This is a genomic window from Bradyrhizobium yuanmingense (assembly GCF_029167105.1).
Classification (GTDB): Bacteria; Pseudomonadota; Alphaproteobacteria; order Rhizobiales; family Xanthobacteraceae; genus Bradyrhizobium; species Bradyrhizobium yuanmingense_A.
In genome coordinates, this window is the sequence record NZ_JARFML010000008.1 from 160630 (window position 1) to 183712 (window position 23083).

20 protein-coding genes are annotated in these 23083 nt (G+C 65.3%); 13 read left to right on the forward strand and 7 right to left on the reverse strand.

Annotated elements, in window-relative coordinates; translation table 11 throughout:
* Window positions 1-79 precede the first annotated feature (79 nt).
* The 3 genes from P0R31_RS12970 (at window position 80) to P0R31_RS12980 (ending at window position 2944) form a co-directional block, all read left to right on the forward strand.
* Entirely contained in the window at window positions 80-1540 is a 1461-nt protein-coding gene (locus tag P0R31_RS12970) for a flavin-containing monooxygenase (RefSeq protein WP_275514407.1), read from the forward strand.
* A 178-nt stretch (window positions 1541-1718) separates the two neighbouring features.
* Complete coding sequence (locus P0R31_RS12975) at window positions 1719-1874, forward strand: hypothetical protein (protein ID WP_007612486.1); 156 nt, start codon at window positions 1719-1721, stop codon at window positions 1872-1874.
* Window positions 1875-2014: 140 nt separating this feature from the next.
* Entirely contained in the window at window positions 2015-2944 is a 930-nt protein-coding gene (locus tag P0R31_RS12980; RefSeq protein WP_275514408.1) for an aspartyl/asparaginyl beta-hydroxylase domain-containing protein, read from the forward strand.
* Window positions 2945-3037: 93 nt separating this feature from the next.
* On the opposite strand, the gene P0R31_RS12985 is transcribed toward P0R31_RS12980, so the two are convergent.
* Window positions 3038-3586, reverse strand: a complete 549-nt coding sequence (locus P0R31_RS12985) for a Spy/CpxP family protein refolding chaperone (RefSeq protein ID WP_275514409.1) — start codon at window positions 3584-3586, stop codon at window positions 3038-3040.
* Between the two features lie 164 nt (window positions 3587-3750).
* Here P0R31_RS12985 and P0R31_RS12990 point away from each other — a divergent pair, with 164 nt between their 5' ends.
* A complete protein-coding gene (locus P0R31_RS12990; RefSeq protein WP_275514478.1) occupies window positions 3751-4209 on the forward strand; it encodes a YybH family protein in 459 nt (152 codons plus the stop codon).
* Between the two features lie 72 nt (window positions 4210-4281).
* Here the strand turns inward: P0R31_RS12990 and P0R31_RS12995 are convergent, their stop codons facing one another.
* The 3 genes from P0R31_RS12995 to galE all read right to left on the reverse strand — a co-directional run bounded on the left by P0R31_RS12995 (window position 4282) and on the right by galE (window position 7952).
* On the reverse strand, window positions 4282-4983 hold the full coding sequence (locus tag P0R31_RS12995) for a fumarylacetoacetate hydrolase family protein (protein WP_275514410.1): 702 nt from the start codon (window positions 4981-4983) through the stop codon (window positions 4282-4284).
* Window positions 4984-5016: 33 nt separating this feature from the next.
* Window positions 5017-6819 (reverse strand): ABC transporter ATP-binding protein, encoded by a 1803-nt coding sequence (locus tag P0R31_RS13000; RefSeq protein ID WP_275514411.1) that lies wholly within the window; start codon window positions 6817-6819, stop codon window positions 5017-5019.
* A gap of 119 nt (window positions 6820-6938) precedes the next feature.
* The gene (gene galE / locus P0R31_RS13005; protein ID WP_275514412.1) at window positions 6939-7952 is read right to left on the reverse strand and encodes a UDP-glucose 4-epimerase GalE; all 1014 of its coding nucleotides are present in this window, start codon (window positions 7950-7952) and stop codon (window positions 6939-6941) included.
* A gap of 126 nt (window positions 7953-8078) precedes the next feature.
* On the opposite strand from galE, the gene P0R31_RS13010 reads away from it, so the two are divergent.
* Window positions 8079-9116, forward strand: a complete 1038-nt coding sequence (locus P0R31_RS13010; protein ID WP_275514413.1) for a glycosyltransferase family 4 protein — start codon at window positions 8079-8081, stop codon at window positions 9114-9116.
* Window positions 9117-9294: 178 nt separating this feature from the next.
* On the opposite strand, the gene waaF is transcribed toward P0R31_RS13010, so the two are convergent.
* Complete coding sequence (gene waaF, locus P0R31_RS13015) at window positions 9295-10398, reverse strand: lipopolysaccharide heptosyltransferase II (RefSeq protein WP_275514414.1); 1104 nt, start codon at window positions 10396-10398, stop codon at window positions 9295-9297.
* Between the two features lie 156 nt (window positions 10399-10554).
* Between waaF and rfaD the strand changes: the two genes are divergently transcribed.
* The 5 genes from rfaD to P0R31_RS13040 all read left to right on the forward strand — a co-directional run bounded on the left by rfaD (window position 10555) and on the right by P0R31_RS13040 (window position 17296).
* Complete coding sequence (gene rfaD, locus P0R31_RS13020) at window positions 10555-11535, forward strand: ADP-glyceromanno-heptose 6-epimerase (protein ID WP_275514415.1); 981 nt, start codon at window positions 10555-10557, stop codon at window positions 11533-11535.
* Window positions 11536-11547: 12 nt separating this feature from the next.
* Window positions 11548-13032, forward strand: coding sequence for a D-glycero-beta-D-manno-heptose-7-phosphate kinase (gene rfaE1, locus P0R31_RS13025; protein WP_275514416.1), 1485 nt, complete (start codon window positions 11548-11550; stop codon window positions 13030-13032).
* A complete protein-coding gene (locus P0R31_RS13030; protein WP_275514417.1) occupies window positions 13029-14315 on the forward strand; it encodes an O-antigen ligase family protein in 1287 nt (428 codons plus the stop codon). Before rfaE1 ends, P0R31_RS13030 begins: the two co-directional genes overlap by 4 nt.
* Window positions 14316-14399: 84 nt before the next feature.
* Complete coding sequence (locus P0R31_RS13035) at window positions 14400-16313, forward strand: SDR family NAD(P)-dependent oxidoreductase (RefSeq protein ID WP_275514418.1); 1914 nt, start codon at window positions 14400-14402, stop codon at window positions 16311-16313.
* 35 nt (window positions 16314-16348) lie between these two features.
* Window positions 16349-17296, forward strand: a complete 948-nt coding sequence (locus P0R31_RS13040) for an NAD-dependent epimerase/dehydratase family protein (protein ID WP_275514419.1) — start codon at window positions 16349-16351, stop codon at window positions 17294-17296.
* Here P0R31_RS13040 and P0R31_RS13045 read toward each other — a convergent pair.
* Together P0R31_RS13045 and P0R31_RS13050 are read right to left on the reverse strand one after the other, a co-directional pair.
* Entirely contained in the window at window positions 17284-18303 is a 1020-nt protein-coding gene (locus P0R31_RS13045) for an MraY family glycosyltransferase (RefSeq protein ID WP_275514420.1), read from the reverse strand. The genes P0R31_RS13040 and P0R31_RS13045 overlap by 13 nt on opposite strands.
* Window positions 18300-19259 carry a lysylphosphatidylglycerol synthase transmembrane domain-containing protein gene (locus P0R31_RS13050; protein WP_275514421.1) on the reverse strand — a complete coding sequence of 320 codons (960 nt, stop codon included), beginning with the start codon at window positions 19257-19259 and terminating at the stop codon, window positions 18300-18302. The genes P0R31_RS13045 and P0R31_RS13050 overlap by 4 nt, the downstream gene beginning before the upstream one ends.
* A gap of 212 nt (window positions 19260-19471) precedes the next feature.
* Between P0R31_RS13050 and P0R31_RS13055 the strand changes: the two genes are divergently transcribed.
* From P0R31_RS13055 to P0R31_RS13065, 3 genes are all read left to right on the forward strand, one after another.
* A complete protein-coding gene (locus P0R31_RS13055) occupies window positions 19472-20461 on the forward strand; it encodes an SDR family NAD(P)-dependent oxidoreductase (protein ID WP_275514422.1) in 990 nt (329 codons plus the stop codon).
* Window positions 20462-20468: 7 nt separating this feature from the next.
* A complete protein-coding gene (locus P0R31_RS13060) occupies window positions 20469-21881 on the forward strand; it encodes a mannose-1-phosphate guanylyltransferase/mannose-6-phosphate isomerase (protein ID WP_275514423.1) in 1413 nt (470 codons plus the stop codon).
* Window positions 21882-22063: 182 nt separating this feature from the next.
* Entirely contained in the window at window positions 22064-23068 is a 1005-nt protein-coding gene (locus P0R31_RS13065) for a Gfo/Idh/MocA family protein (RefSeq protein WP_275514424.1), read from the forward strand.
* Window positions 23069-23083: the final 15 nt, after the last annotated feature.

Here is a 23083-nt window from a genome sequence, read left to right on the forward strand (position 1 = left end):
CGCCTTGCGGTTGCGGCACGTTGATTGCCGATTGACGGCCAGCGGCGGCAGGCGGACAATCCGCCCGGCGGAGGAAACCATGCAACAAGAACATTTCGACGTCCTCATCGTCGGTGCCGGGCTATCAGGCATCGGCGCCGGCTATCATCTGCAGACCAAGTGTCCGGGCAAGAGCTATGTCATCATCGAGGGACGCGATTGCATCGGCGGCACCTGGGACCTCTTCCGCTATCCCGGCATCCGCTCCGACAGCGACATGTTCACCCTCGGCTATTCGTTCAAGCCGTGGACCGATCCGAAGGCGATCGCCGACGGGCCGCAGATCCTCAACTACGTGCGCGAGACCGCTAGCGAGAACGGCATTGACAAGCACATCCGCTTCCACCATCGCGTCAAGCGCGCGGCGTGGTCGACGCCGGATGCGCGCTGGACGGTGGAAGCCGAGCGCATCACGGGCGAGGGCGCGACCGAGCTGGTGCGCTTCACCTGCAATTTCTTATTTCTTTGCTCGGGCTATTACAAATACGAGGCGGGCTACACGCCGGAGTTCAAGGGCGCTGCTGATTTCGCCGGCCGCATCGTGCATCCGCAGAAATGGACCGAGGACATCGACTACGCGGGCAAGCGTGTCGTCGTGATCGGCTCGGGCGCGACAGCGGTAACGCTGGTGCCGGAGCTCGCCAAGAAGGCGGCGCAGGTCACCATGCTGCAGCGCTCGCCGACCTATGTGGTGTCGCGGCCGGCGCAGGATCCCGTCGCCAACAAGCTGCGCCGCAACCTGCCGGCGAAGTTCGCCTATCACCTGATCCGCTGGCGCAACGTGATGTGGGGGATGTTCTTCTTCCAGCTCAGCCGGCGCAGGCCGGCGAAGGTGAAGGACCTCATTCTCAAAGGCGTGCAGATGGCGCTCGGCCCGGACTACGACGTCGCGACCCACTTCACGCCGCGCTACAATCCCTGGGACCAGCGGTTGTGCCTCGTGCCCGATGGCGACCTCTTCAAGGCGATCCGCGAGCAGCGCGCCAGCGTCGTCACCAGCGAGATCGACACCTTCACGCATGACGGCATACGCCTGAAGGACGGCAGCGAGCTGGCGGCCGACATCATCGTGACGGCGACCGGGCTGGTGCTCCAGGTCGTCGGCGGTCTCGAGGTCAGCGTCGACGGCCGCTCCGTCGATTTCGCCAACACGCTGACCTACAAGGGCATGATGTATGCCGACGTGCCGAACATGGCCTCGGCCTTCGGCTACACCAACGCGTCCTGGACGCTGAAATGCGACCTCACCTGCGAATATGTCTGTCGCCTCATCAATTACATGGACCGGCACAATTTCCGCCAGTGCATGCCGCACAACGATGATCCCACCATCACCGCGCAGCCTTCGCTCGATTTCACCTCGGGCTACGTGCAGCGCTCGATCGCCAAGATGCCAAAGCAGGGCTCGAAGCGGCCCTGGCGGCTTCACCAGAACTACGCGCTCGACATCGTCTCGTTGCGCTTCGGCCGGATCGACGACGGCGTGATGCAGTATTCCTGATCGCATCGCTGCGCCGCGTGCGACCGGGAGCCCCACTTCGCGCCCTGAGCAATGCGCGTTTTCGCGTATACGGCGGGGCGGCTGAATCGGCGATGGTTCCGGAACGGTTAACGCCGATTTAACGGATGAGTCCTACCCTGTCTCGGCCGGGGTTACTCGCAAGGCCGAGGTGAGCCCAATGGAAGCCCAGAGAATAGCGGTCGACGCCGTCGTCGCGTTGACCGATTGCGATCGCGACGCTGTCATCGCCTTCATCCGCCGCCTCTACCTCGCCGGCGTCACCGACCCCAAGCGCCTAACTTTCAAGGGCCTGCAGGCGCTGTCACGGGCCTGACTCGGCTCGTTTCGGCCGGTTTGGACCCAATTCCATCCCTTGCTCTCCCCGGCGTGATTGCAATCCACCGGTGAATATCTTGCCGCTCGGGCCGGGTCGAGCTACACGACACCCCAGCTGGGTCACTTGGGATTGGGGAAATGTTGAAACAGCTTTTTGCGCCGCAGCTCGTCATTTTGTATGTGCTTGCGGCCTCGACGATTTACGTTCACTTCCGCGGCAAGCAGCGGCTGCGCTTCGCGCGCCAACTCGGCGATCACTCGACCTATCTCGCACCTTACAATGTGCTGATGTATGCGGGCTCGGCGGTGCCGAACAAGCCGGTGATCTCGGTCGATCAGTTTCCGGAGCTGAAGCCCCTCAGCGAGAACTGGCAGACCATCCGCGACGAGGCCGTGCGCCTGTTCGATGAAGGTTTTATCCGCGCTGCGGCGAAGAACAACGACTGGGGCTTCTACTCGTTCTTCAAGAGCGGCTGGAAGCGGTTTTACCTGAAATGGTACGACGACTTCCTGCCCTCGGCGAACACGCTGTGCCCGAAGACGGTGGAGCTGCTCAAATCGATCCCGAGCGTGCATGGCGCGATGTTCGCGATGCTGCCGCCCGGCGGCAAGCTCGGCGCTCACCGTGATCCCTTCGCCGGCTCTCTTCGCTATCATCTCGGCCTGGTCACGCCGAACTCGAACAAGTGCCGGATCCTCGTCGATGGCGTCGAATGCGTCTGGCGTGATGGCGAGGCCTTCATGTTCGACGAAACCTTCATCCACAGCGCCGAGAATGCGACCGACGTCAACCGCATCATCCTGTTCTGCGACGTCGAGCGCCCGATGAAGTACGGCTTCATGACCGCGATCAACCGCTGGGTCAGCCATCACATCGTCAAGGCGTCGGCGACCCAGAATGTCGACGGTGAGCACGTCGGCGTGCTCAACAAGGTGTTCGGCAAGCTCTACGAGATCCACCTCGCCAGCCGCAAGGTGAAGGAGTGGAACCGCAACGTCTACTACACGCTGAAATACTCGCTGACGGCGCTGATCCTCGGCCTGATCGTGTACTCGGCACTGAATTGAGGCAAATGCGCGGGGCGGATCAGCGAAGCTTGGTCCGCCGTGGCCTCATCTCGATCCGCCCTGGCGCGATCGTCTGATCTCGGTCGGCATTGTCTAGTGATGGTGCTTGTGCTTGTGCCCTGCGGAGCCGTCTGGACGCTGATAGCCTCGTAACTCTGCATACCGCTGCATCTGGCTCTGATCGAGCAAGGCAGCGGTTGATAGGTGGTATTTGAGGTGGCTCTCGCGGAGCTGCCCCTGAGTTTCGGCAATGGCGCCAATGCTGGTCTTGAGCGCTTCCGATGTGACCGCACGGGAAGAGAAGAGGTCTTCCAGCGCTCTCTCTTGCTCGACGAGCTTGTTACCCAGCGGAACAGCTTCCTGTTTCATGGCATCGAACAGCCGTTGAACCGCGGCGCGCTGATCGGCGGTGAGGCCGAGACGATCACTGAGCTCGAGAACGTGGCTGGGACCGGGATATCCATTGAGCTCCGCAGCAAGAGCCAGGCCCATCCCGCGTCCGGCGCGGAGATCGTCGATCTGTTGCTGTGACAGCGCCTTGATGGGGCGCTTCTCGAGGCCGGCATAGGGTTGACTGGACTGCGCGCCGGCTGCGCTACTGGTGAGGAGGAGGGAGGCTGCAAGCAGAAGCAGGCGGTTCATGAATCTGGCTCCATACAACGGAGCCGGCCGATGTCGAAGCATCGAACCCGGCTCTGATGTGACCCTGTCGCGATCGCGTGATCCCGGAGCGCAAATCTTGCTGGATAGTCCGTCCCATGGCAACAAAGATCGCCGCGATTGAGTTGCCGAATGTGGAGCAGGCGATGGCCTCTTTGCCGACCGCGAATGCTGAGACCATGCAGTTCTTCCGCGAGTGGCTGGACACCTTCGCGGGTTATGTCCGCGAGGTCGATTACGCCTCGGCGCGGCCGCTCTTCCATCCCGACGTGCTCGCTTTCGGCACCCATAACGACGTCATCCCCGGCCTCGATCAATGGGTCAAGACGCAATGGGACAACGTCTGGCCAAGGACCGCCGACTTCCGTTTCGTCCTGGATCAGACGTCCGTTCTAGCATCGCCTGATGGCACGATGGCAACCGTGATCGCGCCGTGGACCAGCACGGGCTATCATCCCGATGGCAGCACATTTGCGCGTCCCGGCCGGGCGACCATGGTGTTTTCGAGAAGCGGCGATCGCTGGCTGTGCGTGCATTCGCACATGTCGCTCAATCGCGGTGTGCCGCAGGCGAGCCACGCCAATCGGCCGGTCAAGGCCTGGTAGCTCGACCGCGTGCACGATCGACATGCAAAAGGCCCCATTCCGGGGCCTTTTGAGTCCGAGCTGCAGCGAGCCTTATTCCGGCTGGCCGATGCTGACCTTCAGCGTGCCGATGCCGTCGACGCCGCATTCGAGCTTGTCGCCAGGCTGGAGCTGCGACACGCCGGCGGGCGTGCCGGTCATGATGATGTCGCCGGCGGCGAGCTTCACCTGCTGGGAGAGTTGCCAGATGATCTCGGGCACGTTCCAGATCAATTCGGTGAGGTCGCCCTTCTGCGCTTCCTTGCCGTTGACCGTCAGCCAGATCTTGCCCTTGGCGGGATGGCCGATCTTCGAGGCCGGCTGCAGCGCGGAGCAGGGCGCCGAATAGTCGAACGACTTGCCGATCTCCCACGGGCGCTCCTTCTTGCGCGAGGCGATCTGGAGGTCGCGCCGGGTGAGGTCGATGCCGACGGCGTAGCCGTAGACGTGGTCCAGAGCCTTGTCGGCGGGAATGTTCAGTCCACCGCTCTTCATCGCGACGACCAGCTCGACCTCGTGATGCAGATCCTTGGTCAGAGGCGGATAGGGAATGGTGGCGCCGTCGGGCACCAGCATGTCGGCATGCTTGCCGAAGAAAAACGGCGGGGCGCGCTCGTCATTGCCCATCTCGCGAATGTGCTCGAGATAGTTGCGGCCGACGCACCAGATGCGGCGCACCGGATAACGGCCGCTCTCGCCGACAACGGGAAGCGAAGCCTGGGGCGGAAGCGGGATGACGTAGGAGGCGGCGTTCATGCGGGTCTCGCTGCTCTTGAGGTGAAACGAACTCTATGCGGTTGCGCTGATCGGCGCCAGAGCGCCGGCGTCGTGATGTTGCAGGCGGAAGAACGAGGCATAGCGGCCGCCGCGACGGAGCAGCTCGTCATGGCGGCCCTGCTCGACGATCTCGCCGCCTTCGACCACCAGGATGCTGTCTGCGTGCATGATGGTGTGCAGGCGGTGCGCGATCACGATGGTGGTGCGGTTCTGGCAGAGATGCTCGATCGCCTCCTGCACCTGCCGCTCGGATTCGGAATCGAGGGCTGCGGTTGCTTCGTCCAGGAGGATGATCGGCGCATTCTTGAGCAGCGCGCGCGCGACCGCTATGCGCTGGCGCTGTCCGCCCGAGAGCTGGGTGCCGTGCTCGCCGACCGGCGTGTCGTAGCCGAGCGGAAAGCCCATGATGAAGTCGTGCGCGCAGGCCGCCTTCGCCGCCGCGACGATCTCGTCCTCGCTGGCGCCCGGCTTGCCGAAGGCGATGTTGTTGCGGATGGTGTCGCGGAACAGATAGACGTCCTGGCCGACATAGGCGGTCTGGGCGCGAAGCGATTTGCGCGAGACCGACGAGATCGACTGGCCGTCGATCACGATGTCGCCCTGCGTCACCTCGTAGAAGCGCAGGAGCAGCCCCAGCACCGTCGACTTGCCGCCGCCGGAGGGGCCGACCAGCGCAGTCACCTTGCCGGACTCGGCGACGAAGCTCATGCGGTTGAGCACGGTCTCGCCCGAGCGGTAGGAGAAGCTGACGTCGCGCAGCTCGATGCGGGCATCCGTCAGCTTCAGCGCCGGCTTGTCATCGTCGGACTGCTCGCTCGCGGGGCTGTCGACGACCTCGAGCAGCATGCGGGCGCCGACCAGCTGGCTGTTGAGATCGATGTTGAGCCGGGCCAGCCGCTTGGCCGGCTCAGTCGCCATCAGGAACGCGGTCATGAACGAAAAGAATGCGCCGGGCGTGGCGTTGAGCGCGACCACGGCATAGCCGCCGTACATCAGGCAGCCCGCGACGGCGAAGCCGCCCAGCATCTCCATCAGCGGGTTGGAGCGGTTGGCGACGCGGGCCATCTTGTTGGCGTTGCGCTCGACGACCGCGATGTTCTCGTCGATGCGCTTCTGCATGGTCTCTTCGAGCGTGAACGCCTTGACGGTGCGGATGCCCTGCAGCGATTCCTGCATCGTCTCCATGATGTCGGCGGTGCCGGTGAACTGGTTGAAGGCCAGGCCCTTGATGCGCTTGACCAGCTTGCGCAGCACCAGCATCGCCGGCGGCACCGCGACGAGGCCGATGAACGACATCAGCGGGTCCTGCCAGACCATCACGCCGATCATGGCGAGCAGCATCAGGAGATCGCGCCCGATGGCGTTGACCAGCATGTTGAGCACGTCCGTGATCGACTTGGCGCCGGCGGTCAGCCGCGCGAGAAATTCAGAGGAGTGCCGCTCGGAGAAGAAGCCGACGCTTTCGCGCATCAATTTTGCGAACAGTTGGCGCTGGTTGGTGGCGAGGATCGCGTTGCTGATCTTGGTCAGGATCACCATGTGGCCGTAGGTCGCCACGCCCTTGACGAACAGCAGAGCGACCGTGATGGCCGAGAACATCGCGATGCCCGGGATGTTCTTGTCGACATAGGCCTGGTTGATGACCTGGCCGAGGACGTAGGTCGCAGCAGCGGTCGCACCGGCCGCGAGCGCCATCAGCGCGAAGGCCACGAGGTAGCGCCGCCAGTAGACGATTCCCTGTTCCGTGATCAGGCGGCGAATCAGGACCGCTGCCGCGTAGGGATCGTCGGTGATTTTCTTTGGAAACTGGGCCATCCGGTGTCCATTGACGGCGCAGGACAAAAGCCTGCCCGCGCGTCAGGGATCGATGGGCCTCTGTGCCCGCTCAAGCCGGGTTTTTCAAGCCCAATTAAGGGCTTGCGCTTGGGATGATTCTAGGCCGAGACGGCGTGGCGAAGCTCGCCGTGGCGCTCGCGGAACAGCTTGTCCTCCCAGGCCAGCGCATGAGCCGCGATGGTCTCGAGGTCGTCGTATTGCGGCCGCCAGTCGAGCAGGCTGCGGATACGGCTGGTGTCGGCGACCATGGTCATGATGTCGCCGGGCCGGCGCGGAGCGTATTGCACGGCGAAGCTGCGGCCCGAAACCCGGCGCACCGCGTCGATGGTCTCCAGCACCGAATAGCCGCGGCCATAGCCGCAATTCAGCGTGGTCGAGGCGCCGCCATTGCGCAGATAAGCAAGTGCCGAGCGATGCGCCTGCGACAGGTCGGTGACGTGGATGAAGTCGCGGATGCAGCTGCCGTCCGGGGTCGGATAGTCGGTGCCGAACACGTCGATCTTGGCGCGCTGGCCGGTGGCGGCCTCAACCGCGATCTTGAGCAGGTGCGTGGCGCCGACGGTGGCAAGACCAATGCGCGCCTGCGGATCGGCGCCGGCGACGTTGAAATAGCGCAGGGTCACGTATTGCATGCCGTAGGCGGCAGCGACGTCGTGCAGCATGATCTCGGTCATCAGCTTCGAGGAGCCGTAAGGCGACAGCGGCCGCGTCGGCGCGTGCTCGGGCACCGGCACCTGGTCCGGATTGCCGTAGACCGCGGCGGTCGAGGAAAAGATGAAGCGGCCAATGCCGCGCTTGACCGCGACGTTGAGCAGGTTGCGCGCGGTGGTGAAGTTGTTGCGGTAATAGCCGAGCGGATCGCGCATCGAATCCGGCACGACGACCGAGCCTGCGAAATGGATGATGCTCTCGATGTCGTGCTGGGCGATCACGCCTTCGAGCAGGTTCTCGTCGCCGGCATCGCCGATGAACAGCGGCACGCCTTCGGGCAGGTAGGCCGAGAAGCCGGTGGAGAGATCGTCGATCACGACGACGTCCTCGCCGGCTTCCGCCAGCGCCAGGACCGTGTGACTTCCGATATAGCCGGCGCCGCCGGTGACTAGCACAGTCATGATCTCACCCGTCTTCGATCAACGCGCAAGGCTAGCGCTTGCGTGGTGAAGAGGGGGTATCGGCGGCGCTGAACTGGTCACTATGCTTAATGTTGCGTATAGGGACTTTGCGAAACGGAGTGTGACGTGGCGAATTCCCCCGGCGATCTCGAAGTGATCGTGCCAAATCTGCACAGGCGCTATTCCGGGGTCACCGCGACCAACCGGATGGTGGCGCCGCGGCTGGCAAAGCTGTACCGCGCCGCCTGGCTCGGATCCGACGCGCCGGCGGGGATCGCACGCCTGAGCATCGGAGATTTCCTCAAGCTCTGGCGCCGCAAGCGGCCTGTGATCTGGCATGCGCGCCGCAACAACGAGATGATCGCAGGCGTTGGCTTGCGCGCGCTCGGCTGGCCGCTCAAGCTCGTGTTCACCTCGGCGGCGCAGCGGCATCACAGCTGGATCACGCGCTGGCTGATCCGGCGCATGGACGCGATCATCGCAACGTCAGATCTCTCGGCCTCGTTCCTGAAGGTGAAGGCGACCGTGATCCCGCACGGCGTCGACACCGACGTCTACGCGCCGCCGACCGATCGCACTGCTGCCTTCGCCGAAGCCGCGCTGCCGGGCCGCTACGCCATCGGCTGTTTCGGCCGCGTGCGGGCGCAGAAGGGCACCGATCTGTTCGTCGATGCGATGTGCCGCCTGCTGCCGCGCTATCCGGATTTCACCGCCGTCATCGTCGGGCAGGTCACGGCCGAGCAGACGCCCTTTGCCAACGACCTGAAGAAGCGCATCGAAGCCGCCGGCCTGCAATCGCGCATCGTCATCACCGGCGAGCTGCCGATCGAAGCGGTGCAGCGCTGGTATCAGCGGCTGACGATCTACGCCTTCACCTCCCGCAACGAAGGCTTTGGCCTGACGCTGATCGAGGCAATGGCGGCGGGTAGCGCGCTGGTTGCCGCACGCGCCGGCGCGGCCGAACTCGTCGTCGAGGATGGTGTCACCGGCGTGCTGATCCCGGCGGGCGATGCCGACGCTTTAGCGGCAGCGCTCGAGCCGCTGATGCGCGATGTAGCTGCGGCAACCGCGATGGGCGAGCGCGGGCGGGCGCGGGTGCTCGAGAAGTTCAGCCTCGATGCTGAAGCGGCGCGCATCGGCGCCGTGTATCGGCCGCTGCTCTGAGGCGGTTTTCGCCTGCCGCAAACAAAAAACGCGAAAACAACCCCATGCACAGTAGCCGGGGTCAGCAAAATCAAGGAGTTGGCGGAGAGTTCGAGAGATTGCGGATTTTTCGAACGAATTTTGACTCGTCGGGCAAAACAGTGGCAGGATGTGATCATCGGCGCGAGCCCCGATCGGCTCAGCTGGTGACCCGTGCTCCTGCCTCCCCCAGCACCCGCTCCGCAATCCCCACCACCTCGCTCGCCGCGATATTCCGCATGCAACGGTGATCGTTCACCTTGCAGACCGTGCTCTGGCAGGGCTGGCAGGACAGCTTTTCCTTGTCCTGCACAACGGTTGCGGCGAGACCGTTGAGCGGGGCCCAGAGGTAGGGGCTGGTGGGACCGAAGATGCCCATGGTCGGCGTGCCCAAGGCGGCTGCGATGTGCATCAGGCCGGAATCGTTGGAGATGGCAACGCCGGCCGCGGCCATGGCGAGGACGCCGTTGCGCAAGTCCGTGCCGGTGAGGTCGCGCACCCCTGGGCCAGCGATCCCTGGGCCGCCCGCGGTCCCCGGCCCGACGGCGGCGACGATCTCCTGGGCGAGCCCCTTTTCGGCGGGACCGCCGACCACCCAGACCTCGAGGCCGCGCTCGACCAGCAGGCGGGCAGCTTCGGGATAAGAGGTCCAGCGCTTTGAGACGCCGACCGAGCCGGGGGCGAGCGCCACCGCAGCGCCGGCACCGAGGCCATTGGCCTCGCGCCAGCGGGCGATCTCCTCGACGGGGACGCGCAGTTGCGGTACCGGCCATTCCGCCGGCAGGGGCGCGCCGTCAGGCTGGGCGAGGGCGGCGTTCTTGTCGATGAACCGGGGCAGCTTCTTCTCACCCCAGCGCCAGCGGTTGAGCAGGCCGAACCGGAACTCGCCGACGAAGCCGATCCGTTCGGGAATACCGGCGAGCGCCGGCGCGATGGCCGCCTTCCAGGTCCGGGGCAGCACCAGTGCGGTGCCGTAGTCCTGTTTCCGCAGCAGCTCCGCCAGGCCGAACTGGCGCGGGACGGCCAGCCGGCTGCGCGGCATGTCCCAGACGATGCCCGCGCGCACTCCGGGCATGTAATCGACCAGCGGGGCGCACAGGGACGTGGTGAGGAGATCGACCGGTCGGTTCGGCCAGCGCTCCTTCAGGACCCGCACGACGGTGTGATTTCGCACGAAATCGCCGATCCACATGTAGGGAACGATCAGGATCGGGCGTGTGTCGCTCCGATCTGCATCACTACCAAGTTGCGAATCAATATTCATTCGTTATGAGGGCCGAGCGTGCCGATATCGCAGTTCGGTTAGCCGCTCCGGGTCGACAGGTAAAGCCGGCAGAACAGCAATCCCAAAACCGCTTACACTTTGGCGGATCATGCGCTAGGGCAGGATCGGGCACCTAAAATCAGGCAGGTAGGTGGAATGTTGCTGGTGACCGGCGGGGCCGGTTTTATCGGATCGAACGTCGTGGCCGCGCTGAACGAGGCCGGTCGCAGCGACGTCGTGATCTGCGATCTCCTCGGAACCGAAGGCAAGTGGCGCAATCTCGCCAAGCGGCAGCTTGTGGATATCGTTCCCCCGACCGAGCTGATGGACTGGCTGAAGGGCCGCAAGCTGGAGGCTATGATCCATCTCGGGGCGATTTCCGCGACCACGGCGACCGACGGTGATCTCGTCGTCGAGACCAATTTCCGCCTGTCGATGCGCCTGCTGGACTGGTGCACGATGAATGCGGTGCCTTTCATCTACGCGTCCTCGGCGGCGACCTATGGCGACGGCACGGAAGGCTTTGACGACGATTCTTCGCTTTCGGCGCTGAAGAAATTGCGGCCGATGAATCTCTACGGCTGGAGCAAGCACCTGTTTGATCTCGCTGTCGCCGAACGTGTGGCGCGCGGCGATCGGCTCCCGCCGCAATGGGCCGCCCTGAAATTCTTCAATGTGTTCGGGCCGAACGAATATCACAAAGGCTCGATGATGAGCGTGCTGGCGCGGCGCTTCGACGACGTGAGGGCAGGCCGCGTCGTGCAGCTGTTCAAGTCGCATCGCGAGGGCATCGAGGACGGCGATCAGCGTCGCGATTTCATCTATGTCGACGATGTCGTGCGCGTGGTCCTTTGGCTGCTCGCGACGCCGTCCGTGTCCGGCCTGTTCAACGTCGGCACCGGCAAGGCGCGCAGTTTCAAGGACCTGATGCTGGCTGCCTATTCGGCGCTCGGCACTAGGCCCAACATCGAATACGTCGACATGCCCGAGCAGATCCGGGGCAGCTACCAGTATTTCACCCAGAGCGAGGTCGATCGTCTCCACCGCGCCGGCTATAACGGCGGCTTCACGACGCTCGAGGACGCGGTGAAGGCCTATGTCGGGGATTATCTCGACCGGCCCGACCGCTTTCGCTGAGGCCCTTTCGACATGCCGACGCCCATTCTCGATTTCGATGCCCTCGCGCAAGCCATCTCAGGCCGTACGGTGCTGTGCATCGGCGACATCATGCTGGACGAGTTCGTCTATGGCGAGGTGTCGCGAATCTCGCCGGAAGCGCCGGCGCCCGTCATCGCCGCCCAGCGCAGCGAGATCCACGTCGGCGGCGCCGGCAACGTGGCGCGCAACGTCGCGTCGCTCGGCGCGCGCTGCATCTTCGTCGGGCTGATCGGCGAGGACGAGGCCGGTACGCGGCTCGAGGCCGCGCTCAATGATCAAGCCGGCATCGAGAGCGTGCTGGTGCGCGACGCCTCGCGGCCGACCACGCGAAAGGTCCGCTTCGTCTCCGAACATTTTTCCACGCATATGCTGCGCGCGGATTGGGAGCAGGCACTGGCTGCGTCCGACGAGGTCGAAACGAAGTTGATCGACGCGATCCTGCCGCAAATCGCGCGCGCCGACATCGTTCTGCTGTCCGACTACGCCAAGGGCGTGCTGACGGCGCGCGTGATCCGCCACACCATCGATGCCGCGCGCAAGCTCGACAAGCCCGTCATCGTCGATCCCAAGAGCCTGAACTGGGCGATCTATCGCGGCGCGACGCTGCTCACGCCCAACCGCAAGGAATTCTCGGAAGCGACCCGCAGCCGCGCCGACACGGTGCAGAGCATCGTCGAGGCCAGCGAGGACGTGATGCGGCTCGCCGATTGCGAGGCGATCCTGGTCACCCAGGGCGAGCACGGCATGACCTTGGTGCCGCGGAATGGCGGGGCCGTTCACGTGCCGGCCGTCCCGGTCAAGGTGCGCGACGTCTCCGGCGCCGGTGACACCGTCGCCGCTGCGGTTGCGGTGTCGCTCGCGGCCGGCGCGGACTGGGACACGGCACTGCGCATGGCCAACGCCGCCGCCGCCGTCGCGGTCGGCAAGCAGGGCACCGCCAGCGTCAGCGCGGCCGAGCTGCGACGCAAGATCCTGCCGCATGCCACGCTCGCGGCCGAGGAGAAGATCGTGCTCGATCCGGCCGCACTCGACGCGCAGGTTGCCGAATGGAACAGGCAGGGCCTGCGCGTCGGCTTCACCAACGGCTGTTTCGACATCCTCCATCCCGGCCACGTCAAGGTGCTGACCGCGGCGCGCGCCGCCTGCGATCGCCTGATCGTGGGGCTCAACAGCGACGCCTCGGTGCGGCGGTTGAAGGGTGCCGATCGTCCGGTCCAGGACGAGCGCGCGCGTGCCGAGGTGCTCGCCGCACTGGAGGCCGTCGATCTCGTCGTCATCTTCACGGAGGACACGCCGATCGACCTGATCACCAGGATCAAGCCCGGCGTGCTGGTGAAGGGCGGCGACTACACACGCGAACAGGTCGTCGGCCACGAGGTGGTCGAGGCCGCGGGCGGGGCGGTCGTGCTAGTCGACATTCTCCAGGGCTTCAGCACGACGGCGCTGGTTCATCGCGCCCGGGGAGGGGGCAAGTGACGGCGCTCGCACGCGAGACCCCCGGCCAGATGTTGCGGCGGCGCCTGCGCAGTCCGGCGGCCTGGCGTGAAACGGTCGATCTGTTCGCGATCCTGACCGCGGCCTCGCTGCCCTGGTCGACCTCGCTTGCGGGGATCTTCAACGCGCTGATGCTGCTCTGCATGGTGCCGTTCCTCGATTTGCGCGACTTCCTGCAGTCCCTGAAGCGTCCGATCTGCATTGCGCCGATCGCGCTCGTCTTTCTCGCGCTGCTGGGGACGCTATGGTCGGACGCGGCCTGGGGTGCGCGCCTCTACGCGGTCAATCCGACCGTCAAGCTGCTCGTGCTGCCGGTCCTGCTCTATCATTTCGAACGCTCACCGCGCGGCCGGTGGGTCTTCGTCGCCTTCCTGGTGTCTTGCGCCTTGTTGTCGGTGATGTCCTGGTTGGTCGCCTTTTACCCGAACCTCGCGCTCAAGACCGACCCGCCAGAACGCGGCATCTTCGTCAAGAACTACATCGACCAGAGCCAGGAATTCGCGCTTTGCGCGGTTGCGCTGGCCTATCCGATCGTGATGCTGTTGCGCGAGAAGCGGTACTGGTTCGCCGCGCTGCTGACGGCACTGGCGCTGAGCTTCTTCATCAACATGACCTTTGTGGTGGTGTCGCGCACCGCGCTCGTCACCATTCCGATCATGTTCGGCGTGTTTGCGCTGCTCCATCTCAAATGGCGCAGCATCGCACTCATCTCCGGCGCGCTGCTCGTCGGCGCCGTTCTCGCCTGGCAGGCCTCGCCGCAATTGCGCCAGACCGCCGAGAGGTTTACCACCGATTACACGCGTTACGTCGAAAGGGGCGAGCCGAGCTCGGCAGGCCTGCGGCTCGAATTCTGGCGAAAGTCGCTCGGCTTCTTCGCGGAGGCGCCGATCGCGGGGCACGGCACCGGCTCCACGCGCGGATTGTTCGAGCGCGTCGCGACGCCCGCCGGCCAGAACAAGGCGTCCGCGGAAGTGATCGGCAACCCCCACAATCAGACGTTGAATGTCGCCGTGCAATGGGGACTGATCGGCGTCGCGATTCTCTATGCGATCTGGATCCTGCATCTGCAGCTGTTTCGGGGCGACGGGCTTGCCAACTGGATCGGGCTGCTGGTGGTGGTGCAAAACGTCTTCACCTCGCTGTTCAACTCGCATTTGTTCGACTTCCACGAGGGCTGGATGTACGTCATTGGCGTCGGCGTCGCCGGCGGAATGGTGATCCGGGAACAACAGCTCGGGGCGAAGATGGGGGAAGCCGGTTCCTGAGGGGCCACGCGGCTGGCAAGTCTTGTCGAGATGGGCTATCAGCGCGATCAGGTTGTATCCAAACGGGTTTTCATCGGTCGGCGGATGACGCGACTTTCGCATCTCACCTCGCGCAATTTCCTGATCGCGCTCCACGACCTGCTCGCGACCACGGCGGCGCTTTTTGCCGCGTTCTATCTGCGATTCGACGGTGGCGACGACTTCTTCGAGCGCCTGCCGCTGCTGTTCCAGATCCTGCCCTACTTCCTCGCCTTCAGCGTGGTCGTCTTCTTCGTCCTCAACCTGACCACGACGAAATGGCGCTTCATCTCGCTGCCGGACGCGCTGAACATCATTCGCGCGGCGACCGTGCTGACCGTTGCGCTGCTCGTGCTCGACTACATCTTCGTTGCCCCCAACGTCCGCGGCTCCTTTTTCCTCGGCAAGGTGACGATCGTCCTCTACTGGTTCCTCGAGATCTCCTTCCTCAGCGCGCTGCGCATGGCCTACCGCTACTTCCGCTATACGCGGGTGCGCCGTGATGCGAGGACCGGCGATGCCGCGCCGACCTTGCTGATCGGCCGCGCTGCAGATGCCGAGGTGCTGCTGCGCGGAATCGAGAGCGGGGCGATCAAGCGGATCTGGCCGGTCGGCGTGCTGTCGCCGTCGAGCGCCGACCGCGGCCAGTTCATCCGCACCGTGCCGGTGCTGGGGAGCATCGACGACGTCGAGGACGTCATCGCCGACTTCGCCAAGCGCAACAAGCCGATCGCGCGCCTCATCATGACGCCGTCGGCGTTCGAGCCGGAGGCCCGTCCGGAATCGATCCTGATGCGGGCGCGCAAGCTCGGCGTGATCGTCAACCGGATGCCCTCGCTGGAGAGCGGCGACACGCCGCGGCTCACGGCGGTTGCGGTCGAGGACCTCCTGCTGCGGCCGAGCGAGAAGATCGACTATGCGCGCCTCGAGGCGCTGATCAGGGGCAAGGCCGTGCTCGTCACCGGTGGCGGCGGCTCAATCGGCTCGGAGATCTGCGAGCGCGTCGTGGCCTTCGGCGCCGCGCGGCTTCTGATCGTGGAGAACTCGGAGCCGGCGCTCTATGCGATCTCCGAAGCGCTCGTCGCCCGCCGGGGGGCAGCTGCGATCGAAGCGCGGATCGCCGACATCCGCGACCGGGAGCGCATCATGCGCGTGACGGCGGAGTTCAAGCCGGACATCGTATTCCACGCCGCGGCGCTCAAGCACGTTCCGATCCTCGAACGCGACTGGAGCGAAGGCGTCAAGACCAACATCTTCGGCTCGATCAACGTTGCCGACGCCGCGGTGGCAGCCGGCGCCGAGGCGATGGTGATGATCTCGACCGACAAGGCGATCGAGCCGGTGTCGATGCTCGGCCTGACCAAGCGCTTCGCGGAGATGTACTGCCAGGCGCTGGACCACGACCTCGCCGCCGGCGCACGCGGGGCCAAGCCGCCGATGCGGCTGATCTCGGTGCGGTTCGGCAACGTGCTGGCCTCGAACGGCTCGGTGGTGCCGAAGTTCAAGGCCCAGATCGAGGCCGGTGGCCCGGTGACCGTGACGCATCCCGACATGGTCCGCTACTTCATGACCATCCGCGAGGCCTGCGATCTCGTGATCACTGCGGCCACGCATGCGCTCGGAACCCAGCGTCCCGGCGTCTCCGTCTATGTGCTCAACATGGGCCAGCCGGTGAAGATCGTCGATCTCGCCGAACGCATGATCCGCCTCTCCGGTCTGCAGCCCGGCCACGACATCGAGATCGTGTTCACCGGCATGCGCCCAGGCGAGCGCCTGCACGAGATCCTGTTCGCCTCGGAGGAGCCGACCCGCGAAATCGGCGTCCCCGGAATCATGGCTGCGCAGCCGAACGAACCGCCGATGCAGACGCTGCGCAAATGGATCGCGGCGCTGGAGCAGGCGATCGTACGCGACGATCGCGCCACCATCAGGACCGTCCTGAAGGACGCGGTCCCCGAATTCGGGTCGACCGCGGCCTGACCATTGTTGTGCGATCTGGCGCTTTGGGATCAACGATGAGCGAACGTAAGCCAGTCGTGCTGGTGACGGGAGCGAGCGGCTTCATCGGCCGTCATCTCGCGCAGGCGCTGGCGCACGAAGGATGGTCGGTCCGCCCCGTGGTCCGCAAGCGGCAGGGCATCGACGGCGAGGTCGTGATCGAATCGATCGGCCCCGACACCGACTGGCGGGCCGCGCTCGAGGGGGTGGAGGCGGTCGTCCACCTTGCCGCGCGCGTGCATCACGGGCGCGAGGAGCATGCAGCCCAGCTCTACCAGGACGTCAACACTGCCGGCACGGTGCACCTGGCGCGCGCTGCGGCGAGGGCGGGCGTGCGCCATTTCATCTTCATCAGCACCGTGCTGGTGCATGGCCGCAGCAACGAGGGCAGGGCCCCGTTCAGCGAGAACGACGTCCCGACGCCGCGCGGCCTCTACGGGACGTCCAAGGCCGCGGCCGAGGCGGGCCTGAGGACGCTCGCGCGCGAGAGCGACATGAAGATCTCTGTGGTCAGGCCGCCCATGGTCTATGGCGCGAGCGCGAAGGGAAATTTCGCCCTGTTGACGCGCGCGATGAACCTTGGGGTGCCGTTGCCGTTCGCCGCGATCCGCAATCGCCGCGCCTTCCTTGCCGTGCAGAACCTGTCCTCCTTCATCCTGCATCGGCTCGCTCATCCAGATGCGGCCGGCCATTTCGAGATATTCCTGCTCGCCGATAGCGAGCAGTTCTCGACGCCCGAATTCATCGCGCGTCTGGCGAAGGCGTCCGGCAAGCGCCCGCGACTGTTCGGCGTGCCGCCGGGCCTGCTCAGCGCGCTTTTCCGAATGATCGGCCGGCAGGACATGCATGATAGCCTGATCGGCTCGCTCGAGCTCGACGTCTCCAAGGCGCTCGCGACCGGCTGGCGGCCGGAGGTTTCGCTCGACGAGGGGCTGCGGCTTGCCGTGTCGGCTCAGGACGCCTGAGGGCGGGAGAAGCGGCGCAGCAGGAGGGCGACCGCGATCGCGCCGGCGATCAGCGCGGGCAGCGTGACGGCCATCGTCGCGGCGCGAACGGCGAGGATCGCCAGCCCTGCGAGCACGAGGTTAAGCAGGAAGACTTCGCCGCTCACCCGGGACACCGAGAAACCGTTGTCGGTCGCGCGCTGATAGAAATGCGAACGGTGCGCCGACCAGAACGGCTCGCGGCGCGCGATGCGCCGAAACAGTGTGATGGTGGCATCGGCGAGGTAGTAGGCCGGCAGCAGCAGCGCCGCAGCCGCTTGTCCGTGCCAGGCGAGCTCGAGCAGGCACCAGCCGAGCAGGAGGCCGATCGGCAGGCTGCCGACATCGCCCAGAAAGACTTTTGCGACCGGACGGTTGAACGGCGCGAAGCCGAGCGTGGCGCCGCACAGCGCGGTGGCGATCAGCACGGCCGGCCATGGGAGACCCCCGAGCATTCCCAGCAGCAGCAGCGCAGCGGTGATCGGAACGACTTCCGCCACCGTCATCAGGTCGAGCCCGTCCATGAAGTTGACGAGGTTCACGAACCAGACGCCGGCAAGGACGATGAGGCCGCGCTCCAGCGCGAGCGGCAGCGCCGGCACGATGCGCGCGGTGTCGGGGGCGGTGAACACCACGGCGCCGACGCAGGCGGCCTGCAGCACCAGGCGCACCAGGACGGGCAGCGACACGATGTCGTCGGCGAAGCCGACCAGCGCGATCACGATCGTCGCAGCGACCAGCGCCGGCGGGATCGCGACATTGGCGGAGACCCCCCACAGCGAGGCAACGATCAGCGTCGCGGCGATCACCGCGATGCCGGCGCCCTGCGGGGTCGGGACACGATGGGAGGACCGCGCATTCGGCCGCGCCAGCGCGTAGCGCTGCAGCAGGGGGCGGCTGGTCCAGGTGACGAGCGCCGAGATCAGCGCGGCGGCCGCAACGGCAAGCAGCAGGGCCGCGCCGGCGAGCGCATCGGCAGCCGAATTCACTCCGGCACTCCGATCGCAGCCGACCCTTGCGCGGCTTTCTCGGCGCTGAGGATCCAGACCAGGCCGCCGACTGCCCCGACCAGGAAGAACACGGCGCCGAACAGCAGCGAGACGTTGACGCCCTCGTTGGTGGAAAGTCCCGCGAAGCCGAACGCAAGGCTCATCGTGGCCTCACGCACGCCCCAGCCGGCGATCGAGATCGGCATCATCGTGATCAGCATCACCGGCGGCACGAGCAGAAAGACATCGCTGAAGCGAACCGGGGCCCCAATCGACTGCACGACGCACCAGGCGATGACGACGGCGAGCACATGAACGAGGATCGACAGGATCGCGACGATGGCGCCGCGGGTGCCGCTGAAGATCACGCGGTTGGCGATGACGGCGCAGGCGTGGATGTGATGCGTTGCCCACCAGGTCTTCAGCCAGCGCCATTTCAGCGCGCCGAAGATCAGGAAGCCGAGGCCGCCGGCGAGCGCCAGGAGGTCGACGAGCAGCAGCGCCGAGCGACCGTGCGGATCGGTGATGAGGGTGTAGCTCCAGGGCAGGCTGGCGACGATCAGAATCGCGAGCGCGATCAGGCCGATGGCGCGGTCGACGAAGATCGAGTAGGTCGCCGTGCGCCAGCCGGCGCCGGCGCGGGCGACCAGCCACAGGCGCACCGCATCGCCGCCGATCGCCGACGGCAGCGTCTGGTTGAAGAACGAGCCGATCACGTTGTATCGCATGGCGCGGCCGAGCTCGAGCGGCGCGCCGCAGGCCGCGCTGATCTCGCGCCAGCGCAGCACGCCGACGAAGATCTGCAGGAACGTGACCGCGATCGCCACACCGAGCCAGAACAGGCTGGTCAGGGTGAATCGGGAAAACAGCTCGGACAGGTCGACCTTGCGCAGCGCCAGATAGAGCAGCGCCGCGGAAATCAGGATCTTGGCCGTCGACAACAGGATTCGGCGCATCTCGCCCGCATGAACAGGGTTTGCGAAGATTTGAGGCAACCCGACGCGGGGCGCCGAATTCGGCCGCTTTGGTATGGTTTTGGCGCCGATCTTGCAATAGCCGTCGTTAAGGACGCCATGAGGAAACCGCGTTGGAGGAGCGGGGCGCCTATTGCGACCCCGTCGAACTGGCGGCTAGACACGATCGGGCGAAGGATCACCCAGGGAACAGGATGACGGATCAGGCGATTTTGGTCACGGGTGCGGCCGGCTTCATCGGCTTCCACGTCGCCCGGCAGCTCCTGGGCGAAGGTCGCGCCGTCGTCGGGCTCGACAATCTCAACAGCTATTACGATCCGGCGCTGAAGAAAGCGCGCCTTGCTCTGCTCCGGGACCAGCCGCGCTTCTCGTTCGTCGAGGCCGATCTCGCCGACCGCGAGACCATGGCGGCGCTGTTCGCGCAGCATCGTTTTGCCAAAGTCGTGCATCTGGCCGCGCAGGCCGGCGTGCGCTACTCGATCGAGCAGCCGCAGACCTACGCCGATTCCAATCTCGTCGGCTTTCTCAACGTGCTGGAGGGCTGCCGCAACGTTGGCTGCGGTCATCTGGTCTACGCCTCGTCATCCTCCGTTTACGGCGCCAACACAAAACTGCCATTTGCGGTTGCGGACCGCACCGACCATCCGGTCAGCTTCTACGCCGCGACCAAGAAGGCGAACGAGGTGATGGCGCAGTCCTACAGCCATCTTTATCGCCTGCCGGTCACGGGGCTGCGGTTCTTCACCATCTACGGGCCATGGGGCCGCCCCGACATGGCCATGTTTCTGTTCGCGAGCGCCATCATGGCCGGCAAGCCGATCCGGCTCTTCAACCATGGCAAAATGCGCCGCGATTTCACCTATATCGACGATGTGACGCGCGTCGTGTCCAAGCTGATCGATCTCGTGCCTGCGGACGATCCGGCTGCCGCAAATGCGCCGTCAAAGCTCTACAATGTCGGCAATCATCATCCGGAGGAACTGATGCACGTCGTCGGTCTTCTGGAGCGGGAGCTGGGCCGGACGGCGATCAAAGAATTGCTGCCGATGCAGCCGGGAGATGTGCTGGAAACGTTCGCGGATGTCGAGGATCTCTCGCGCGACACCGGCTTTGCACCGTCAACGCCGATCGAGCATGGGGTTCATAACTTCGTCACCTGGTATCGGGACCATTTCAAGGTTTGAGATCACGATGGACAAACGCATAATCCCCCTGATCATGTGCGGCGGTGCCGGCACGCGGCTGTGGCCCGCTTCGCGCGAGGTTCGGCCCAAGCAGTTCCTGCCGCTGTTCGGCACGCGCTCGACGTTCCAGGACACGCTGCTGCGCGTGTCCGATCCCTCCCTGTTCGACCGGCCGATCGTCATCACCAACGCCTCCTATCGCTTCATGGTGCTGGAGCAGCTCGCCGAGATCGGCATCGAGGCCGACGTGATCCTCGAGCCGATGCGGCGCGATTCCGGCCCTGCCATCGCGGCCGGGGCGGTGTTCGCGCAGAACCGCGCCAGCGAGGCGATCGTTCTCGCGCTCGCCGCCGATCACGTCGTGCAGAATAATGCCGCCTTCGTCGCCGCCTGTCGCGAGGGCCTCACCGCCGCGAATGCCGGGCGCATCGTCACCTTCGGCGTCAAGCCGGAACGGCCGGCCACCGAATACGGCTACATCAATCCGGGCGACGTGATCGCGGGCGAGGTGCAAGCGGTGGCGCGTTTCGTCGAGAAGCCGGACGCCGTGAAGGCCTCAGACTACGTCAATTCGGGCTATCTCTGGAACAGCGGCAACTTCATGTTCCCGGCGAGCGTGCTGCTCGACGAATATCGCAGGGTCGATGCGGCAAGCGTCGAGGCCGTCACCAATGCGGTCAACAATGCCGGCCGCGATCTCGGCTTCGTCACGCTGGAGCCCGAGGCGTTCGGCGCGGCCAAGGCGATCTCGATCGACTATGCGGTGATGGAGAAGACCGCGCGCGCCGCCGTCGTGCCGGTGTCGTGCGGCTGGTCCGACGTCGGCTCCTGGCATGCGGTGTGGGAGCTGTCGGAGAAGGACGCGCAGGGCAATGCCGCGCACGGCACCGCCGTGTTCGAGGATTCCCGCAACTGCAACGTCACCACGGATTCCGCGCTGGTCGCGCTCGAAGGCGTCGACGATCTCGTCGTGGTCGCGACCGCGGACGCGGTGCTGGTCTCGCGGCAGAAGGATGCCAACGGGCTGAAGCGGCTGGTGACGAAACTAAAATCGGTCGCGCCGAAGGTCACCGAGGAGCATCTCAAGGTGCACCGGCCCTGGGGCAGCTATCAATCCGTCGACAATGGCGAGCGCCACCAGGTCAAGCGCATCGTGGTGAAGCCGGGCGGGCGGCTGTCGCTGCAGAAGCACCATCATCGTGCCGAGCACTGGATCGTGGTCCGCGGCACGGCGCAGGTCACCGTCAACGAGACCGTGAAGACGGTGCACGAGAACGAGTCGATCTACATCCCGATGGGCGCCGTCCACCGGATGGAGAATCCCGGCAAGATCCAGCTGGAGCTGATCGAGGTCCAGACCGGCTCCTATCTCGGGGAAGACGACATCATCCGGATTGAAGACGACTATCAAAGGTCGTAACCAGCAAGCTCCGAATCACGCGACCCGGGCCGAGAAGCGGTATCTTTTTCGGCCTAAGGCCCGGGGAACGTGTAACTTTTTGAATCAAATCGTGTCCGGCCCGCAAGGGCGGCATTCGCCACAAATGTGGCGTCCGTGCTAGAAGCGGCCCGGGGATTTGCGTTGAATCGGGGTTTGCTCAGATGAGTTCCAGGGGATCTGCACCGGCAAAGGCCGGCTTGCGCGTCGGTGTCATTGGCGCCGGCGTGATGGGCAGCAACCATGCGCGCGTGCTCAGCGGCCTGCCCGGCGTCAGCCTCGTCGGCGTCGTCGATCCCTCGCCGGCACATCGTGCGCGGGCCACGGAACTCGCCAATTGCGAAAGCTTCGAGACGCTCGACCAGCTGTTCGCCGAAGGCGTCGATGCCGTCACCATCGCGGCACCGACCCATCTGCATCACGAGGTCGCGCTCGCCTGCATCGCCAAGAAAATCCATGTGCTGGTCGAGAAGCCGATCGCATCCACGGTGGAAGAGGGCCGCGAGATCGTCGCCGCCGCGCATAAGGCCGGCGTCACGCTGATGATCGGCCATGTCGAGCGCTTCAATCCGGCGGTCGCCGCGGTCAAGCAGGCGATCGCGGGCGAGGACATTCTCTCCATCGCGATCACCCGCGTCGGCCCGTTCCCGCCGCGCATGTCCAATGTCGGCGTCGTCATCGACCTTGCCGTGCACGACATCGATTTGATCCGCTGGTTCACCGAATCCGACATCGTCGAGGTGCAGCCGCAATTGTCGAGCGCGGTCGCCGAGCGCGAGGACATCGCGCTATTGCAGTTCCGCACTGAGAACGGCGTGCTCGCCCATATCAACACTAACTGGCTGACGCCGTTCAAGGCGCGCAGCGTCACGGTCGCAACGCGTGGCAAATACGTGATGGGCGATCTCTTGACGCGCCAGGTCACCGAATGCTTCGGCTTCAAGCCGGACGGCAGCTACTCGATGCGGCATCTGCCGGTCGGCCATGACGAGCCCCTCCGCGCCGAGCTGATCGCATTCCTCAAGGCGGTGCGCAACGGCGAGACGCCGGCGGTGACGGGCGACGAGGGCGTCGCCAGCCTCGAGATCGCCACGCAATGCCTGGAGACGCCCTCGCGTCCTGCGGCGACGTCACCCGCGCGCAAGGGGCCGCGCCGCGTCGCCGGCTGATCCCTTCCATGTCGA

Excerpts from the sequence above, each read along its gene's own strand:
- P0R31_RS13040 (WP_275514419.1), top strand. The coding sequence starts at position 16,349 with ATGAGCGAACGTAAGCCAGTCGTGCTGGTGACGGGAGCGAGCGGCTTC.
- rfaE1 (WP_275514416.1), top strand. The coding sequence starts at position 11,548 with ATGCCGACGCCCATTCTCGATTTCGATGCCCTCGCGCAAGCCATCTCA.
- P0R31_RS13050 (WP_275514421.1), bottom strand. The coding sequence starts at position 19,259 with ATGCGCCGAATCCTGTTGTCGACGGCCAAGATCCTGATTTCCGCGGCG.
- P0R31_RS12990 (WP_275514478.1), top strand. The coding sequence starts at position 3,751 with ATGGCCTCTTTGCCGACCGCGAATGCTGAGACCATGCAGTTCTTCCGC.
- P0R31_RS12970 (WP_275514407.1), top strand. The coding sequence starts at position 80 with ATGCAACAAGAACATTTCGACGTCCTCATCGTCGGTGCCGGGCTATCA.
- P0R31_RS13055 (WP_275514422.1), top strand. The coding sequence starts at position 19,472 with ATGACGGATCAGGCGATTTTGGTCACGGGTGCGGCCGGCTTCATCGGC.
- waaF (WP_275514414.1), bottom strand. The coding sequence starts at position 10,398 with ATGAATATTGATTCGCAACTTGGTAGTGATGCAGATCGGAGCGACACA.
- P0R31_RS12975 (WP_007612486.1), top strand. The coding sequence starts at position 1,719 with ATGGAAGCCCAGAGAATAGCGGTCGACGCCGTCGTCGCGTTGACCGAT.
- P0R31_RS13000 (WP_275514411.1), bottom strand. The coding sequence starts at position 6,819 with ATGGCCCAGTTTCCAAAGAAAATCACCGACGATCCCTACGCGGCAGCG.
- P0R31_RS12985 (WP_275514409.1), bottom strand. The coding sequence starts at position 3,586 with ATGAACCGCCTGCTTCTGCTTGCAGCCTCCCTCCTCCTCACCAGTAGC.
- P0R31_RS13060 (WP_275514423.1), top strand. The coding sequence starts at position 20,469 with ATGGACAAACGCATAATCCCCCTGATCATGTGCGGCGGTGCCGGCACG.
- P0R31_RS12995 (WP_275514410.1), bottom strand. The coding sequence starts at position 4,983 with ATGAACGCCGCCTCCTACGTCATCCCGCTTCCGCCCCAGGCTTCGCTT.
- P0R31_RS13035 (WP_275514418.1), top strand. The coding sequence starts at position 14,400 with ATGACGCGACTTTCGCATCTCACCTCGCGCAATTTCCTGATCGCGCTC.
- P0R31_RS12980 (WP_275514408.1), top strand. The coding sequence starts at position 2,015 with ATGTTGAAACAGCTTTTTGCGCCGCAGCTCGTCATTTTGTATGTGCTT.
- P0R31_RS13065 (WP_275514424.1), top strand. The coding sequence starts at position 22,064 with ATGAGTTCCAGGGGATCTGCACCGGCAAAGGCCGGCTTGCGCGTCGGT.
- rfaD (WP_275514415.1), top strand. The coding sequence starts at position 10,555 with ATGTTGCTGGTGACCGGCGGGGCCGGTTTTATCGGATCGAACGTCGTG.
- galE (WP_275514412.1), bottom strand. The coding sequence starts at position 7,952 with ATGACTGTGCTAGTCACCGGCGGCGCCGGCTATATCGGAAGTCACACG.